This is a genomic window from Shewanella sp. NIFS-20-20 (genome assembly GCF_019209865.1).
Lineage (GTDB): Bacteria > Pseudomonadota > Gammaproteobacteria > Enterobacterales > Shewanellaceae > Shewanella.
On record NZ_JAHUTT010000017.1, the window covers coordinates 1 to 15,843 of the forward strand.

10 protein-coding genes are annotated in these 15,843 nt (G+C 48.8%); 4 read left to right on the forward strand and 6 right to left on the reverse strand.

The window, feature by feature from the left end; translation table 11 throughout:
• Positions 1–361 precede the first annotated feature (361 nt).
• Genes KU855_RS07515 through KU855_RS07525 form a run of 3 tightly spaced genes read left to right on the forward strand, consistent with a single transcriptional unit; the run spans position 362 to position 7,740 of the window.
• Positions 362–1,456: an efflux RND transporter periplasmic adaptor subunit gene (locus tag KU855_RS07515; RefSeq protein WP_218529682.1), complete on the forward strand. Its 1,095-nt coding sequence runs from the start codon at positions 362–364 to the stop codon at positions 1,454–1,456.
• 15 nt (positions 1,457–1,471) lie between these two features.
• On the forward strand, positions 1,472–4,696 hold the full coding sequence (locus KU855_RS07520; RefSeq protein WP_218529683.1) for an efflux RND transporter permease subunit: 3,225 nt from the start codon (positions 1,472–1,474) through the stop codon (positions 4,694–4,696).
• Entirely contained in the window at positions 4,693–7,740 is a 3,048-nt protein-coding gene (locus tag KU855_RS07525; RefSeq protein WP_218529684.1) for an efflux RND transporter permease subunit, read from the forward strand. Before KU855_RS07520 ends, KU855_RS07525 begins: the two co-directional genes overlap by 4 nt.
• Before the next feature lie 79 nt (positions 7,741–7,819).
• Here the strand turns inward: KU855_RS07525 and KU855_RS07530 are convergent, their stop codons facing one another.
• The 4 genes from KU855_RS07530 to KU855_RS07545 are packed head-to-tail and all read right to left on the reverse strand — an operon-like array spanning position 7,820 to position 13,164.
• Positions 7,820–7,996, reverse strand: coding sequence for a Trm112 family protein (locus KU855_RS07530; protein WP_218529685.1), 177 nt, complete (start codon positions 7,994–7,996; stop codon positions 7,820–7,822).
• Positions 7,986–8,987: a tetraacyldisaccharide 4'-kinase gene (gene lpxK / locus KU855_RS07535; RefSeq protein WP_218529686.1), complete on the reverse strand. Its 1,002-nt coding sequence runs from the start codon at positions 8,985–8,987 to the stop codon at positions 7,986–7,988. Before lpxK ends, KU855_RS07530 begins: the two co-directional genes overlap by 11 nt.
• Positions 8,988–8,989: 2 nt before the next feature.
• Positions 8,990–10,810, reverse strand: a complete 1,821-nt coding sequence (msbA, locus tag KU855_RS07540) for a lipid A export permease/ATP-binding protein MsbA (protein WP_218529687.1) — start codon at positions 10,808–10,810, stop codon at positions 8,990–8,992.
• Between the two features lie 32 nt (positions 10,811–10,842).
• On the reverse strand, positions 10,843–13,164 hold the full coding sequence (locus KU855_RS07545; RefSeq protein ID WP_371316329.1) for a DNA internalization-related competence protein ComEC/Rec2: 2,322 nt from the start codon (positions 13,162–13,164) through the stop codon (positions 10,843–10,845).
• A gap of 29 nt (positions 13,165–13,193) precedes the next feature.
• Here KU855_RS07545 and KU855_RS07550 point away from each other — a divergent pair, with 29 nt between their 5' ends.
• Positions 13,194–13,709 (forward strand): DUF2062 domain-containing protein, encoded by a 516-nt coding sequence (locus tag KU855_RS07550; RefSeq protein WP_218529689.1) that lies wholly within the window; start codon positions 13,194–13,196, stop codon positions 13,707–13,709.
• 196 nt (positions 13,710–13,905) lie between these two features.
• On the opposite strand, the gene lolE is transcribed toward KU855_RS07550, so the two are convergent.
• Both lolE and lolD read right to left on the reverse strand, forming a co-directional pair.
• The gene (lolE, locus tag KU855_RS07555; RefSeq protein WP_218529690.1) at positions 13,906–15,144 is read right to left on the reverse strand and encodes a lipoprotein-releasing ABC transporter permease subunit LolE; all 1,239 of its coding nucleotides are present in this window, start codon (positions 15,142–15,144) and stop codon (positions 13,906–13,908) included.
• Positions 15,141–15,830, reverse strand: coding sequence for a lipoprotein-releasing ABC transporter ATP-binding protein LolD (lolD, locus tag KU855_RS07560; protein WP_218529723.1), 690 nt, complete (start codon positions 15,828–15,830; stop codon positions 15,141–15,143). Before lolD ends, lolE begins: the two co-directional genes overlap by 4 nt.
• Positions 15,831–15,843 lie beyond the last annotated feature (13 nt).

Here is a 15,843-nt window from a genome sequence, read left to right on the forward strand (position 1 = left end):
TGCGAGACAGTTCAAGCTTGATGGGAAACGGGATAGGGCCTATCCACGTGCGTTAAAAATGAGTAAAAACAAGTATCCCATTAAGTCTAAGAAAAATGCCGTTCACACTAAGTGAACGGCATTACCCTAGGGCGCTTTTTTTATTAGCGCGTTACGCAATCCCCCTCCACATCACGTCCACCTTGACGAGTTATCCCCGAGTGGTCAAACCCACAACCAAGTTAACATTTTCACCACATTATGCCATTCTCATATCATTACCCTTAAACGTAAAAACCGTAAGCCACTGATATCAAAAGACATAAATCATTGGCACACAACTTGCTAATTATGGATAAATTGTTAACAAATGGACATCACCATGGACCTTTACCGAATTGTACGACATGCCACGCTTTTCGCCTGCTTACTGGGTCTCAGCGCTTGTAGCGAAGAACAACAACAAGAAGAAAAAGCAGAATATGCCATTCCCGTTGAAACCGTGACCGCCAGCCATGGCGATATTTCCTCTTTCTACAACACCACCGCGACCTTAGAAGCCCCGCAAGAAGCGACGGTCATGACCCGTGTTGCCGGATTAATCGCCAGCATTAATGTCGAAGAAGGCATGCCAGTGAAGCAAGGTCAACTGTTAGCATCCATCGATGCAAAACGTCAGCAATATGAATTAGACCGCACCAATGCCGAGGTGCGGATTATTGAGCAAGAGTTGCAGCGCCTAAAAAAAATGAATAACCAAGAATACATCAGTGCCGACAGCTTAGCTAAACTCGAATATAACCTGCAAGCCTCAGTGGCCCGCCGTGATTTAGCCGAATTGCAAGTAAAAGAGAGCCAAATTCGCTCGCCGATTGATGGCGTGATTGCGACGCGTCATGTCAAACAAGGCAATATGGTGCGTGAGTTTGACCCTTTATTTCATATTGTCAGTCAAGATGAGCTCCATGGCATTGTTTACTTACCCGAGCAACAACTCAGTCAGTTACAGTTGGGGCAGCAAGCCATGTTATTTGCCAGCCATAACCCCACCACTGAAATCCCTGCCGATGTCCTGCGAATTAGCCCTGTCATAGATAGCAACAATGGCACCTTTAAAGTCACCTTAAGGGTGCGTAATCCCGAGGGGCAACTCAAGAGCGGTATGTTTACTAAAGTCGCCATTAAATTTGATACCCGCCGTAATTCGGTACTGGTGCCCTTCAATGTGGTGATCCAACAAGATCAGCAGCAAGCTATTTATGTGATTAAAGATAATAAGGCCCAACGCCGCCCTGTCATATTAGGTTACCGCCAAGGGAATACGGTTGAGGTACTTGATGGACTCGCTCCTGGGGAAATCGTAGTCAGCCGAGGTCAACATAACCTCAAAGATCAAGCCTTGGTTGAACTGCTGATCCCAAGCTCATTGGTCGAAGCTACCGCACAACTGCCCGTTGCCAGTCAAGTTAGTCAATAAATTAGGGAGTTACCTATGTCTATGATTCGCACCGCGGTCAAACGGCCGGTGGCGGTATGGATGCTGATGTTGGCTATCATGTTATTTGGTATGGTCAGCCTAACCCGACTCACCATTCAATTACTGCCGGATTTGAGCTACCCCACCCTGACCATTCGGACCTTATATGATGGCGCCGCTCCGGTTGAAGTGGAACAATTAATCTCTAAACCCATTGAGGAGTCGGTGGGTATTGTCAAAAACCTCAAACAAGTCCGTTCAATTTCTCGCTCCGGCATGTCAGATGTCATCTTGGAGTTTGAATGGGGCACCAATATGGACATTGCCAGCTTAGATGTCCGTGAAAAACTCGACAGTATTAGCTTACCGCTGGATATCAATAAGCCTTTGTTGTTACGTTTTAATCCCAATCTAGACCCCATCATTCGGCTTGCCTTATCGGCCCAAGGTCAAACTGAAGCTGAATTAAAAGCATTACGCACTTATGCCCAAGAAGATCTCAAGCGCCAACTCGAAGCCATTAATGGTGTTGCTGCGGTGCGCTTATCTGGGGGGTTAGAGCAAGAAGTCCACATTTTATTAGATCAACAAAAACTGGCACAACTCAACCTAACCGCCGAACAACTCCGTGAAAGAATTCGCAGCGAAAACATTAACTTGTCTGCAGGAAAGGTCACTCAAGGTGATAAAGAATATTTGGTACGAACCCTCAATCAATTCGCCGATATCGAACAGCTTGCCAATGTGATTGTTTATCGGGATCAACAACGGCTCATTCGCTTAGGGGATGTGGCTGAGGTCATGGATGCCCATAAGGAACGCTCAGATATCACTCGAATTGCCGATAAAGAATCGATTGAACTGGCAATCTACAAAGAAGGCGATGCCAATACCGTCGAGGTCGCGCAGCGCATTAAGGCCTTAACCAGCCAATGGGATCAGCCCAATAAACCCTTGACCCTGATTTATGACCAATCGCAATTTATTGAAAGTGCCGTCAGTGAAGTCACCAGCGCCGCTTTTATCGGCAGTTTGCTGGCCATGTTGGTTATCTATCTCTTTTTACGAGATATTCTAGCGACATTAATTATTTCAGTGTCGATCCCATTTTCAGTGATTGCCACCTTTAATATGATGTACTTCTCCCACATCAGCCTCAATATTATGTCCCTTGGTGGGATTGCCTTAGCGGTGGGACTCTTGGTCGATAATGCGATTGTGGTGCTTGAGAATATCGATAGAAATCGCCAGTTAGGCCTGAGCCGAATTGAGGCCGCTATCCAAGGAACCCAAGAAGTGAGCGGTGCGATTGTGGCCTCCACCCTCACCACCCTTGCGGTCTTTGTGCCATTGATTTTTGTCGATGGCATTGCCGGCAGTTTATTTTCAGATCAAGCAACCACGGTCACGTTTGCCCTGCTCGCCTCCTTGATGGTGGCACTCACGGCGATACCTATGCTCGCCTCCAGAGAAGGCTTTAGTGCCCTGCCAGCACTCGTAAGCAGTGAAGCCAAGCCAACACCTGAGGGGAAACTGGCCAAGTTAACCCACTATAGTGCGACATTATTTATGCTGCCTATCAATATCTTGTTTCGTTGGTTACCGCATTTTCTATTAACACTCGTACTCACGATCACAAGGATAGTGTCTTGGACTGTCGGTTTAATCATGCGCCCACTGGCCGCAGGGTTTAACTATGTCTATGCCGGCTTAGAACGCCTATACCATGGTCTATTATCCATGGCATTGCGCCAAAGTATCCTCACCTTGTTTGTGGCATTATGTGTGCCTTTGTCGGCATTATTATTGTTCCCTCGCCTTGGGATTGAACTTATTCCGCCGATGAATCAAGGCCTAGTGTATGTCGATACGCTCTTACCGCCTGGCTATGATGTGCAGCAAACCGACAAGGTCTTAAACCAGCTTGGGCAATCGGTCAGCGATCAACCCAGCGTCAGTCATGTATTTTCGCAAGCCGGTACCGGCGGCTTAATGACCTCAGATACTCGTCGCGGTGGCGAAAATTGGGGGCGATTACAAATCAGCCTCAAGGATGCCGCAAGCTACGACGCCATTAGTGCCATTTTGCGGCAGCAGGCCTCAATGATCCCTGAGCTTGAAGTGCAAATTCAACCTCCGGAGTTATTTAGCTTTGACTCGCCCTTACAAATCGAGCTGATTGGCTATGATCTTAACCAGTTAAAGCACACGAGCGCGCAGTTAGTTAACCGCTTGGCCAGTTCCGCTCGATTTACCGACTTGTCCTCAAGCCTCAAAGATGGCCAACCCGAGCTCAGTATTCGCTTTGATCATGCCAGATTGGCGCAATTGGGCATGACAGCACCACAAGTCGCTGAAACCATTGCTAGTCGTATTGGCGGCCGAGTCGCAAGTCAGCTGACGGTCAACGATAGAAAAGTGGATATTTTGATCCGCTCTGAACTCGAACAACGTGACAATATCAGCGATATTGAGCAAATGATCATTAACCCTGATAGTGCGCAATCTTTGCCGTTAAGTGCGGTCGCAGAAGTCAGTTTAGCGACTGGACCATCGGCCATTAATCGCATTAATCAACAAAGAGTCGCAATGATCACTGCCAATCTCGCTTACGGCGATTTAGGTGAAGCCGTGCAAGAAGCCGGAAGCTTGCTCAGCCAAGCGAATGTCCCCAGCTCACTACAAATCCGTTTTGGTGGCCAAAATGAAGAAATGCAGCAATCTTTCTTGTCGTTAAAAATTGCCATCGCTCTTGCGATTTGCTTAGTGTATTTAGTCATGGCGTCGCAGTTTGAATCACTGTTGCACCCCTTGTTGATCCTGTTTGCCATTCCCCTTGCCATCGCCGGCAGTGTGTTAGGCCTATTTATCAGTGGCACCCATTTAAGCGTGGTGGTGTTTATCGGATTTATTATGCTGACAGGGATAGTCGTCAATAACGCCATTGTGTTAATCGATAAGATTAACCAGCTAAGGCAAGCAGGCGAGCGAAAAATAGCGGCAATTGAATTAGCCGCCCATTCTCGTTTACGCCCCATTCTAATGACAACATTAACCACCTCATTAGGCTTATTACCTATGGCACTTGGGTTTGGTGAAGGCAGTGAGGTCCGCGCCCCCATGGCGATCACTGTGATCAGTGGCTTGTTGTTTTCCACCTTGCTGACCTTAGTGGTCATCCCAGTGCTCTATCAGTTGTTTGATATCAAGCACTATCAGAATGTTGAGGAGCACGCATGAACCTCACTCGCTTAGCCATTAAACGCCCTGTCACCACCAGTATGTTTTTCTTATCGATCATATTGTTTGGATTAGTGGCCAGTCGGTTATTGCCATTGGAGCTGTTTCCGGGGATTGATATTCCACGGGTCTTTATTCAAGTGCCTTATAAAGGCTCAAGTCCTGCGGAAGTGGAACGAGAAATTACCCAAGTGCTGGAAGAATCATTAGCCACCATGAGCGGTATTACCGACATGAAGTCTGACTCCAGTCAAAATGGGGCCAATATCCAACTCAGCATGAAATGGGGAGAAAATGTTGCCAATAAGGCATTAGAAGCACGAGAAAAAGTGGATGCCGTTCGCCATTTGTTACCCACAGATGTTGAGCGAGTATTTATTCGTCAATTTTCGACCTCAGATATGCCCATCCTCACCATTCGTATCGCCAGTGAGGGGGATTTATCCAATGCGTTTGATTTGTTAGATAAGCAGCTGCGTAAACCCTTAGAGCGTTTAGATGGGGTATCGCAAGTCACCCTCTATGGGGTTGAACAGAAACAAATCGAAATTCGTGTCGATGCGCTGGGCTTAACCCGAGCGGGGATCTCAGCCGGCGCCTTGCAATCGCGCTTAGCCGCCGAAAATTTCGTCATCAATGGTGGCAGTTTACGCCAGCAAGGACGGGTATTTCAGGTCTCACCCAAGGGGGAGTTTACTTCCATCAGCGCCATCGAAAATATCGCGCTAACCGACAAATTATTGCTCAAAGATATTGCCAGCGTGCGCTATGCCCTGCCAGAGCAAATTGAAGGGCGTCATCTCGATAGACGCTTTGCCGTCGGTGTGGATGTATTTAAAGACTCTGGCTCAAACTTAGTCGCCGTGTCTGAACGGGTGATCAATGTCATTGAGCAAGTCAAACAAGATCCTCAATTTGCTGGGGTACGCTTATACATCATGGAGGATCAAGCCGATGGTGTGAAATCATCGCTGCAAGATCTGCTGATGGCCGGCGGCATCGGGGCACTGTTATCTTTTGGGGTGTTATATCTATTTTTGCGCGATTTTCGCCTCACCTTAGTGGTGGTAATTTCCGTGCCGGTATCGATTTCCATGACGCTGGCAGCCATGTATGTCCTTGGTTACAGCTTAAACATTTTATCCATGATGGGCTTACTCTTGGCCATCGGTATGTTAATTGATAATGCAGTGGTCGTCAGTGAGTCGGTGCTGCAAGAGCAGGAACATGACCCAAGCAATCGCCAAGCAGTCTTCGATGGGGTCGATAAAGTCAGCCTCGCAATTCTCGCCGGCACCTTAACCACCGCTATCGTGTTTTTGCCCAATATTTTTGGGGTCAAGGTACAGCTAACCATCTTCCTTGAACATGTCGCCATCGCTATTTGTATTTCGTTATTAGTGTCCTTGTTAGTTGCTAAAACCCTGCTGCCCTTGCTACTGACTACCCTTAAGTTTGCGCCGAAGGCGATACAAACCACCCCCAAATTAACTCACCAGTATCAGCGCAGCCTCAGCTGGCTATTAGCGCACCCGAAGATTGGCGCTGTGGTGGCAGTGCTCTTGTTAGCCTCAACCGCATTGCCCTTGTCGTTAGTGCAACAAGACCAATCTGATGGTGAAAGTAATGGCCGTTTATACATCAACTATCAGGTGGAAGGCCGTCATAACTTACATGTGACTCAAGCCATGATAGACAAGATGGAAGCCTATCTCTATCAACATCAAGAGGCCTTTTTTATCGAGTCAGTCTATAGCTATTATTCAGCGGATGATGGCCAATCGACATTGATCCTCAAACCCGATATCCCGATCCCTATGGCCGAACTTAAAGAGCAGATTCGTCAAGGGTTTCCCCATTTTGCCATCGCCACTCCGCAGTTTGGTTGGGGCAATGATCAAAACGGCTTGCGCATCACCTTAACCGGCCGCTCCACAACCGAGCTCATTCGCTTATCGGAACAATTACTCCCTCTGATCCGCAATATTGATGGCTTAAGCGATGTGCGCTCAGAAGTGAATGGCAGTCAGCAAGAAGTGCTTATCCAACTGTCTAATGAAATGGCAAGCCGCTTAAATATCCCGGTGTCTCAGTTGGCGAGTTTAGTGGCCACCGCGCTTAGGGGAAGCCAGCTGCGCTCTTATCGCCATGATCCTAATGGCGAGATAAGAATTGAACTGGCCTATGACAAACAGTGGCAACAATCGTTAGATGCACTGCGTTCATTACCGTTAGTCCGACAACAGAACCGCACCTTCAGTCTGGGCGATGTGGCCGATATCGCTATCGTGCCGCGCTTTGATACGATTCGCCATTATGATCGTAAAACAGCCTTATCCATCGGCGCCAACCTCAATGACATCACCATGGAGGACGCAGGTGAACAACTCACGGCGTTATTAGATAACGTGCCATTTCCCGATGGCTACGGCTATTCTTTACGCGGCGGCTTTGAGCGTCAAAATGAAGAGCAAGGGATCATGGTGGTTAACATGATCTTAGCCATCGCGATGATTTATATTGTGATGGCCGCCCTATTTGAGTCACTGTTATTACCAAGCGCGATTATTACATCGATTCTATTTTCGATTACCGGCGTGTTTTGGGCATTATTACTCACGGGGACGCCGATGTCGGTGATGGCCATGATAGGGATCTTGATTTTGATGGGTGTCGTCGTCAATAACGGCATAGTGCTGGTTGATCAAATCAATCAACAACGACCTGAGCTGGAAGCGTTATCGCAAGCCATCACCACCATTTGTATGACTCGCTTACGTCCGGTGTTAATGACAGTATCAACCACGGTGTTAGGCTTAGTGCCGCTGGCATTAGAAGACACTCAAATTGGGGGGGGTGGCCCACCTTACGCCCCCATGGCAATCGCCATCATTGGTGGCTTGCTGTTTTCAACCGTCACCAGTTTATACTTGGTGCCCTTGTGTTATCAGGCCTTGTTTAGATTGCGCCATCGCTCTGCCATAGCCTTAGGCCAAAGTCAGAAATGGGCGGTAAAAGCGACACCTTGGATCAAACAAAGCTAGTGCCAGCCCACTCGACGGGCGATTAACCATAAAAAACCATGAACAATCATGGTTTTTTTATGGCTGTGACGTAACGGCATCACTCGGCGGGTAATGGCTCGGCTCTATCTGCTAATAGCACCGGAATACCTTCGGTGATGGGATACACTAAACGATCAGCATGACAGATTAAGCTATCTTGCTCTTTGTTATATTCCAACTTGCCCTTACACACAGGACACGCGACGATATCCAGTAATTTCTTATCAAACGCCATGAGAGTTTCCTTTCTTAGTTGCCACCACATCCGCTAACCGACTTAGCAAACGGGAATCAAATTCGGGCGTTAGCTTGGCATTGACGGCCAAATAACGCCAGTGAGGTTGTGCAAAATCGCGACATTTAACCGCATCTTTTTCAGTCATTAGCAATGGTAAACCCGCGCTTAAGCTGATCAGTTCAGTTTCATTAAAAGGGGCATGATCACTGAACGCCCGTTGGCGGACTAATTGATAGCCCTGCTGCACTAGGCTTGCAAAAAAGCGTTCAGGATTACCAATCGCCGCCATGGCGACCACCGCGGGATCATCTAAGTGAGCCGAGCGCTGACCATCTAAATGGAATAGTCCCGCATTAATGAGCATCATTGGATACTCACCTGCGGCCGCCGTGCCATTGGCAATCACAAACTCTGTGGTATTAAGCCGCCACGGGCCCTCACGCAAGGGACCGGCGGGCAGTAAATAGCCATTGCCTACGCGGCGATCACCATCGACCACAATAATTTCAATATCTCGTGCTAAGCGATAATGTTGTAGGCCATCGTCACAAATAATCACATCGACATCGGCCTTGGCCAATAACAACTCGGCGGCGGCGATTCTGTCGGGGGCCACCACCATGGGCACCTGACTACGACGCACCAACATCGCCGGCTCATCACCCACGTCACTGGCGCTGTCAGTCGGGCTGACCCAGCGCGGAGCCGTAATGCTGACCCCATAACCACGAGAAATCACCCCAGGTCGATAACCTTCAGCGCGTAATAACTCAATTAAATACAACACCGTGGGGGTTTTACCACTGCCACCTGCAGTAATATTGCCAACGACAATCACAGGCACGGGCAATGACGTCTGGGCTTTAAGCCCTAAACTAAACAAACGGCGTCGCAGCGAGGTTATCACGGCAAACAGCAAAGAGAATGGCAATAACAGGTACTTAGCCCAGTGATTACCATACCAAATTTGATGAACCCAATGCTGCATACTTAGTTACCAAATTGCATTTGATACAAATTGGCATAAATACCTTGATGCTCCAACAGGCTCTGATGAGTGCCTCGTTCGACAATTTTGCCTTGATCGATCACTAAGATTTGGTCGGCGCTTTCAATGGTCGATAACCGGTGAGCAATCACAACCGAGGTGCGGTTATGGCGCAGATTATCTAAGCCCAATTGAATGGCTTTTTCTGATTCGGTATCAAGCGCTGAAGTCGCTTCATCCAAGATCAACACCGGCGCGTTACGTAACATGGCACGAGCAATGGCAATACGTTGACGTTGACCACCGGATAATAACACCCCGTTTTCGCCCACTTGGGTATCTAAGCCTTCAGGTAACAGCTCAATAAACTCCATCGCATGGGCCAAGGTGGCCGCTTCGATAATTTGCTCACGACTGACTTGACCTGGATAGGCATAAGCAATGTTATTGGCTATCGTATCGTTGAATAAGGTGACTTGTTGGGAAACCAGCGCCACTTGATCGCGCAGCGATTTCAGGCTGTAATCATAAATACTGACATCATCGAGCAAGATATCCCCCTGCTCTAAGCCGGTATAAAAACGGGTGATCAAACTCGCAATAGTCGACTTACCTGAACCTGAGCGGCCCACCAAGGCTAGGGTTTGCCCCGGTTGCACCGAAAACTCGATCCCATTAAGCGCCAGTTTCTCTTGCTCAGGATAACGGAAGGCGACCTCTTTAAATTGTAAGGCGCCTTTAGCACGCGTCACGGTATAAGTGCCAGGATCCGCTTCAGGCTCAGTATCTAATAATTCAAATACTGTGGTACAAGCGGCAATGCCTCGCTGAAATTCGGCATTCACTCGCGTCAGGTTTTTAATAGGTTGCAACATGGCTAACATGGCGCCCAAAATCGTAGCAAACGTTCCTGCGGTCAATTCAGACTGCATACTATCAAGGCTCGCAGCATACAATACAAAGGCTAAAGCAAAGGAGCCGATCACCATGATAGTGGGTTGACTGATAGCTTGCGCCACCGCGAGCTTCATATTTTGCTGGCGATTACGATTGTTGATATGTGCAAAGCGGTTGGCTTCGGTTTCTTGGCCGCCAAACGACAACACATTTTTATGGCCTTTCACCATTTGCTCCGTCGTGGCGGTGACATCCCCCATCGCCGATTGAATATGACGTGACACTTTGCGAAAACGGCGACTGACAATGGTCATCACTAACCCCATTAACGGGCCGATCACCAAGATACACAAGGACAATTTCCACGAGTAATAAAACATCAAGCAGACCATACCAATGACGGTGACGCTGTCACGGACAATTGAGATTAAGGCGCTGCCGGAGGCTCTGGCAATTTGTTCGGTATCAAAGGTCACGCGAGAAATCAGATTGCCTGAGTTTTCGCGGTCGATATAACTCACAGGTAAGCGTAAATAATGCTCAAAGACTTGCTGGCGCATGCTCATGATCAACTGAGCACTCATATACGAAATGCCATACGTCGAAACAAAGTTGGCCATGCCTCGTAAGGTAAATAAGCCAATGACCACCAAGGGGGCATAGGTCATGATCTTATTGCTGGCATTAAAACCAACATCCTGACTAAAGTCGATGCTGGAGCTTAAGCCACTGGGCACTGCACTGGCAGCGTGTTGACCAAAACCTTCATCAATAAATGGTTTTATAAAGGCAATAAAAGTCGCGTCGACTAAGCCATAGGTGATCAAACCGCAAATAGACAGAAGGAACATTCCTTTCATCGGCTTAAGATAGCCAAGCAGGCGTCTAAATACAGTACTTACTTCGTTCTTTTCCGCGTCAGTCATGAAGTCACAATATTAATGGCAAAGCAGGCATTCTACTGCACATCTTGGCTGTCACCAAATCCAAACACAGCGTTATACCAAAATGGTGAGCTATGTTGGCGAAATCCACGCACCGCTATTTGATTGTCATCAAGGCTAATGCTCAGTTGCCCTTGCTCTCCACTGATGTACTGCGCGCTGCCGATGGCTTGATAACGCGCAAATACCTCAGGCTTGGGGAAGCCATACACATTATTAAACCCGGCAGTGTACACCACCCATTTTGGCTCAACCGCCGCAATAAAATCAGCCGACGATGAAGTTAAACTGCCATGATGAGGCACCACCAGCACATCCGCCCTAAGGGCATCCTGACCATAGGCAGCCACTAAGGATTGCTCGGCTTGCGCTTCAATATCACCGCTAAGCAGTACCCGCACCTTACCGATAGACAGGCGCAACACACACGAACCATTATTGCCCGTCATCGCTTGCGGCGGCCATAGATATTCCAAGCTAACCCCATGCCAGCGACCACTGGCTTGATGACAGGGCTGCGCCTGTGGCCACGCTAAGTTAGTCACTAATTGTGCCTGAGGGTACGCCTTCATCAATGCTTTCGCGCCGCCAGCATGATCATTATCTTTATGACTGATCACCAGCAACTCCAGCGATAACCCTTGAGCTTGCAACCAAGGGATGATTTCAGTCTCGGCATAACTAAAGTCGCCAAAAGCGGCGCCGCTATCGTAAATCATCACCCGCGGATGATTGACGATAGCTACTGCCGTGCCTTGCCCCACATCTAACACTTCTACGCGCCATAAAGGCGAAGAGGATGGCACCAGCGCTAATATAGGTAGCAATAACACCACAGTAGCTGCCCGCCAGAACCCGCGCCCGAGATAGGCTAACAACAGGGCCAACATGGCCAACAGCAGTGGTAACTGCCAAGCCAAAGGCACTGGCCACCAGCCGCTGTAGAGGTCGCTGGTTTGCAACAAGCCCACAAAAGGTTGCAAGCTGACATTGGTTAACTCCAGCAAGCCCAACCAAGGGCTAGTCAATGGCCATTGCACTAACAGGCTCACTAACGCTAATAATCCCAGCGGGATCACCACCAAAGAAAACCATGGCACCATCAAGGCGTTCATCACAATGCTCGATACACTGATGCCATCAAATAAAAATAACTGCAACCCAGACAATACTAAGGTTAAACGCCATTGCACCGCCCAAAATCCCTGTACCATAGCGATTAACCGTTGGCTGCGGCTCACATTAGGCTTAATCGCAGGTAATTGCGCTACCGTCATCAAGATGGCCGCCACGGCCACAAAGGATAACCACAAGCCCGCGCTTAAGCTGGCTAAGGGATCAATCAATAGCACCACAAATAAGGCGTAAAGCCAACGCTCCCAAGGGCTCGAGTAACGCTGCAACAATGACAGAATGACAAAGATCACCAGCATGACCAAGGCACGTTGTGCCGGCAGCCCCATGCCGCTTAACCAGGCATATGCCAAGGTCACCAACATGGCCAGCACCAAGGCGACACGCTGCGGCCAACCTTGCTCGTTGGCATAGCAACGTTTACCCAGCGCCAGCAGTAGCCAAGCGCTCCAAAAAGCCACGACCCCAAGATGCAAGCCGGAGATCGCCACCAAATGCGCCATCCCCGTGTGGCGCAATTGTTGCCATTGACTGGCGCTGATGTCTTGTTGTTGCCCCAGCATTAAGGCCGCAAGCAAGCCATGGTGACTTTGCACAGCAATCGCGGGCTTAAGGCGCGCTAATATGGCATCTCGAATCGAGTTCGCGTCTCCCAAGCGTTGACCAGACTGAACATTGCCTTTGGCAATAATATGCTGACTCAGCCAGTGACGTTGCCGATTAAATCCCCCTTGATTCTGCACCGAGGTTAACGGGGTTAATTTCACGTTTACGCGCCAATGTTGACCGGCACGCACCGCAGCTGGTGCGTCGCGCCAGTACAGTCGCAAGCTTTGTGCAGGTAACCACCCGGCCCGCTCAAGCGTGGCATCGAGTTTAAGCGTGCCATTAGATAATACAGAAACCCGTTTTATTTCAACATCTTCGACCACAGACAGTCGATGGGTAATTGGACTATACTTGTCTACTGTTGGCGTCATGACACGCAACTGCGTCGAGTTATTCAGCGCAAACATGGCGTTCATGTAAACACTAAAGTAACATATGGCCAGCAATACGCCGGTCACCAAACCCAAACCGCGCCAACTGCATAGGCCTGCCAACAGTAAACAGCCGAGTACCACCTCAACACTCGGCAGTGTAGGCCAGAAGATATTGGACAGGACGCCGATGCAAAATCCGGCTAAAACTGAATTAATCACCGCTTAAGTAAAGACAGTAGCCGTAACTCATGCCAAAAAAATTCATCGCTAAATGGATGCCAAATCCGCAAACATTGAAAGATCATAAACACTTAAAGATGTTTGGAGATAAGTTACAAAAGCCAAACCTATGGTCACTCAATCGTCATTCAGCGCCAGGGGCTATTGCGGTGGGATTATTTGCGGCTTGGATCCCCATCCCTTTTCAAATGGTCTTAGCCGCCGCGCTGGCCATCATGTTCCATGTTAATTTACCCGTGGCAGTCGCCATGGTATGGGTAACCAACCCTATCACTATGCCGTTTATGTTTTATTTAGCCTATTTACTCGGCGCACAACTCCTTGGTCAACCCGCGCAACACTTTGCCTTTGAGGCCAGTTGGCAATGGTTAAGTTCCAGTCTGAACACCTTCGGTCCGGCCTTTCTATTAGGTTGTGGCGTCTTGGCCTGCGCCAGTGCATTGGTTGGCTATTTGGCCATTACTAATTTGTGGAAATACTCCATCATGTTTAAATGGCAGCAAAGAAAACGACGTCTACCCTAGCCACTATGCCAAGCGCTAGTAGCAGTGGCCCGAGCTTGAAGCGAGCCCTAGACTGAGCGAGACCCATAAAATAAAACCCAGTAAGCGCAAGCTTGCTGGGTTTTATTTTATGTATGCGCCGCGGCAACTGGCTATGGATATCGACGATGTGCCTCAATCTAAGCTTAAATCACGAAACCCAGCTCTAAGCCAATGATTAACCATTTAAGGCGCTGGCAGGTAATACCTTGCTGGCGCGCCACGCGGGATATAAGGTGGCAATAAAGCTCATCACCAGCGCTAAACACACCACCAAGTTAACATCGCTCCATTGCAACTGCGACGGTAAGCTGTCGATAAAATAAATATCGCTATCGAGTAATTTCATCCCTAATAACGACTCGATACCACTGGCCAAGTCGCTTAAGTTTAATGCTAAGATGATGCCGGCAACCCCACCAATCACAGTGCCCATCACTCCGCTCATCAAGCCTTGCACCATAAATATCGACATAATTTGCCAGCGATAGCAGCCCATGGTCATCAAAATCGCAATTTCACTGGTTTTATCGCGCACCGCCATCACTAAAGTCGAGACAATATTAAAGCAGGCGACGGCAATCACTAAGGCTAGCACTAGATACATCAGCATCCTAACCAACTGTATATCTTGGTATAAATGCCCTTGTGTCCGAGTCCAATCACTCAAATATAAATACTGTGTCTGTTGATAGCCCAATTGCCGGATCAGCGCCGGCGCCGCAAACACATCATGAGTGCGAATGCGCACCCCTGACACACTGTCACCTAAGTTCATGACCTGCTGAGCATAAGCCATGGGGATATACCCTAGATTCTGTTCAATCTCGCCGCCAAAGTTAAAACTACCCGCCACCACAAAGCGTAAACTACGGGCTTTGGCCAAGCCCTGACCGTCTTGGTTGGGAATATACAAAGACACACTATCCCCCACTTTCAGGCCTAGCCGCTCTAACAAGCTATGACCTAAAACGATATGATTGGTGTCTACAGATAACGCCTGCCAGGTGGCGGCGGACATATAGTGTTTTATCGCCGATACCTCTGCCTCATATTGAGTGTCGATGCCAGCCAAATCCACCCCTTGAAAGCCGCCCTGTTTCTGGATCAAGCCTTGAATCCTGACAAAAGGGGCACTGGCTGCAATGCCGGAAATCTGACTGGCCTCAGTCATCATCTGTCGCCAATTGGCGATGGGGGTTTCAGCGCCAACTAACTCAGCTTGAGGCACCACCGCCAGAAATTTATCTTCTAGCGCCTGTTCAAAGCCATTCATGGCCGACAATAAAACAATTAAAACAGCCACCCCAAGGGCAATACCCACAGTGGAAGCCATGGAGATAAAGCCTATAAAACCATTGGCTTGACGCGCTCGGTAAAAACGCCAACCAATGGTGAGTCCCAGCATCGCTTTCATGCGTTGGCTCCGTTGACCAATACCCCATCTTGCATCAGCACTTGCCTATCCATCCGCGCGGCCAATTGCGGATCATGAGTCACCACCACAAAGGCCGTGCCTAATTGCGCCGCCAATTCACGAATTAACTGATAGACAGCGTCACCACTTTTGGCATCTAAGTTTCCAGTGGGTTCATCGGCTAACACCAATTTAGGATCATTGACCAAAGCGCGGGCGATGGCGACGCGCTGCCGCTCGCCACCTGAGAGCTTATCCGGAGTATGACTTAAGCGGTGCTCAAGCCCAACTCGGCCTAACAGTTGCCGCGCTTTCGCGTGGGCTTGTTTTACCGGCATCCCAGCAATAAGCGCCGGCATGGCCACATTTTCGAGGGCACTAAACTCAGGCAATAAATGATGAAACTGGTAAATAAAGCCCATGTCTTGATTTCGTAACCGCGCTTGCTCGGCACTGGATAGGCGGCTTAAGTGTTGCCCCGCCATGATCACCTCTCCCGAGGTCGGGGTTTCGAGACTGCCCATGATGTGCAATAAGGTACTTTTGCCCGAACCAGAACTACCGACAATGGCTAATTGCTCCGCACGCGCCACAGACAAACTCACGCCCTTTAAGACTTCAGTTTCAACACTGCCATCGACAAACACTTTGCTGACATTATTGACCTGCAACACCCATTGTTCCATGTCACTCTCTCTT

Coding starts and splice junctions, on each gene's coding strand:
- KU855_RS07515 (WP_218529682.1), top strand. CDS start 362: ATGGACCTTTACCGAATTGTACGACATGCCACGCTTTTCGCCTGCTTA.
- KU855_RS07520 (WP_218529683.1), top strand. CDS start 1,472: ATGTCTATGATTCGCACCGCGGTCAAACGGCCGGTGGCGGTATGGATG.
- KU855_RS07525 (WP_218529684.1), top strand. CDS start 4,693: ATGAACCTCACTCGCTTAGCCATTAAACGCCCTGTCACCACCAGTATG.
- KU855_RS07530 (WP_218529685.1), bottom strand. CDS start 7,996: ATGGCGTTTGATAAGAAATTACTGGATATCGTCGCGTGTCCTGTGTGT.
- lpxK (WP_218529686.1), bottom strand. CDS start 8,987: ATGCAGCATTGGGTTCATCAAATTTGGTATGGTAATCACTGGGCTAAG.
- msbA (WP_218529687.1), bottom strand. CDS start 10,810: ATGACTGACGCGGAAAAGAACGAAGTAAGTACTGTATTTAGACGCCTG.
- KU855_RS07550 (WP_218529689.1), top strand. CDS start 13,194: ATGCCAAAAAAATTCATCGCTAAATGGATGCCAAATCCGCAAACATTG.
- lolE (WP_218529690.1), bottom strand. CDS start 15,144: ATGAAAGCGATGCTGGGACTCACCATTGGTTGGCGTTTTTACCGAGCG.
- lolD (WP_218529723.1), bottom strand. CDS start 15,830: ATGGAACAATGGGTGTTGCAGGTCAATAATGTCAGCAAAGTGTTTGTC.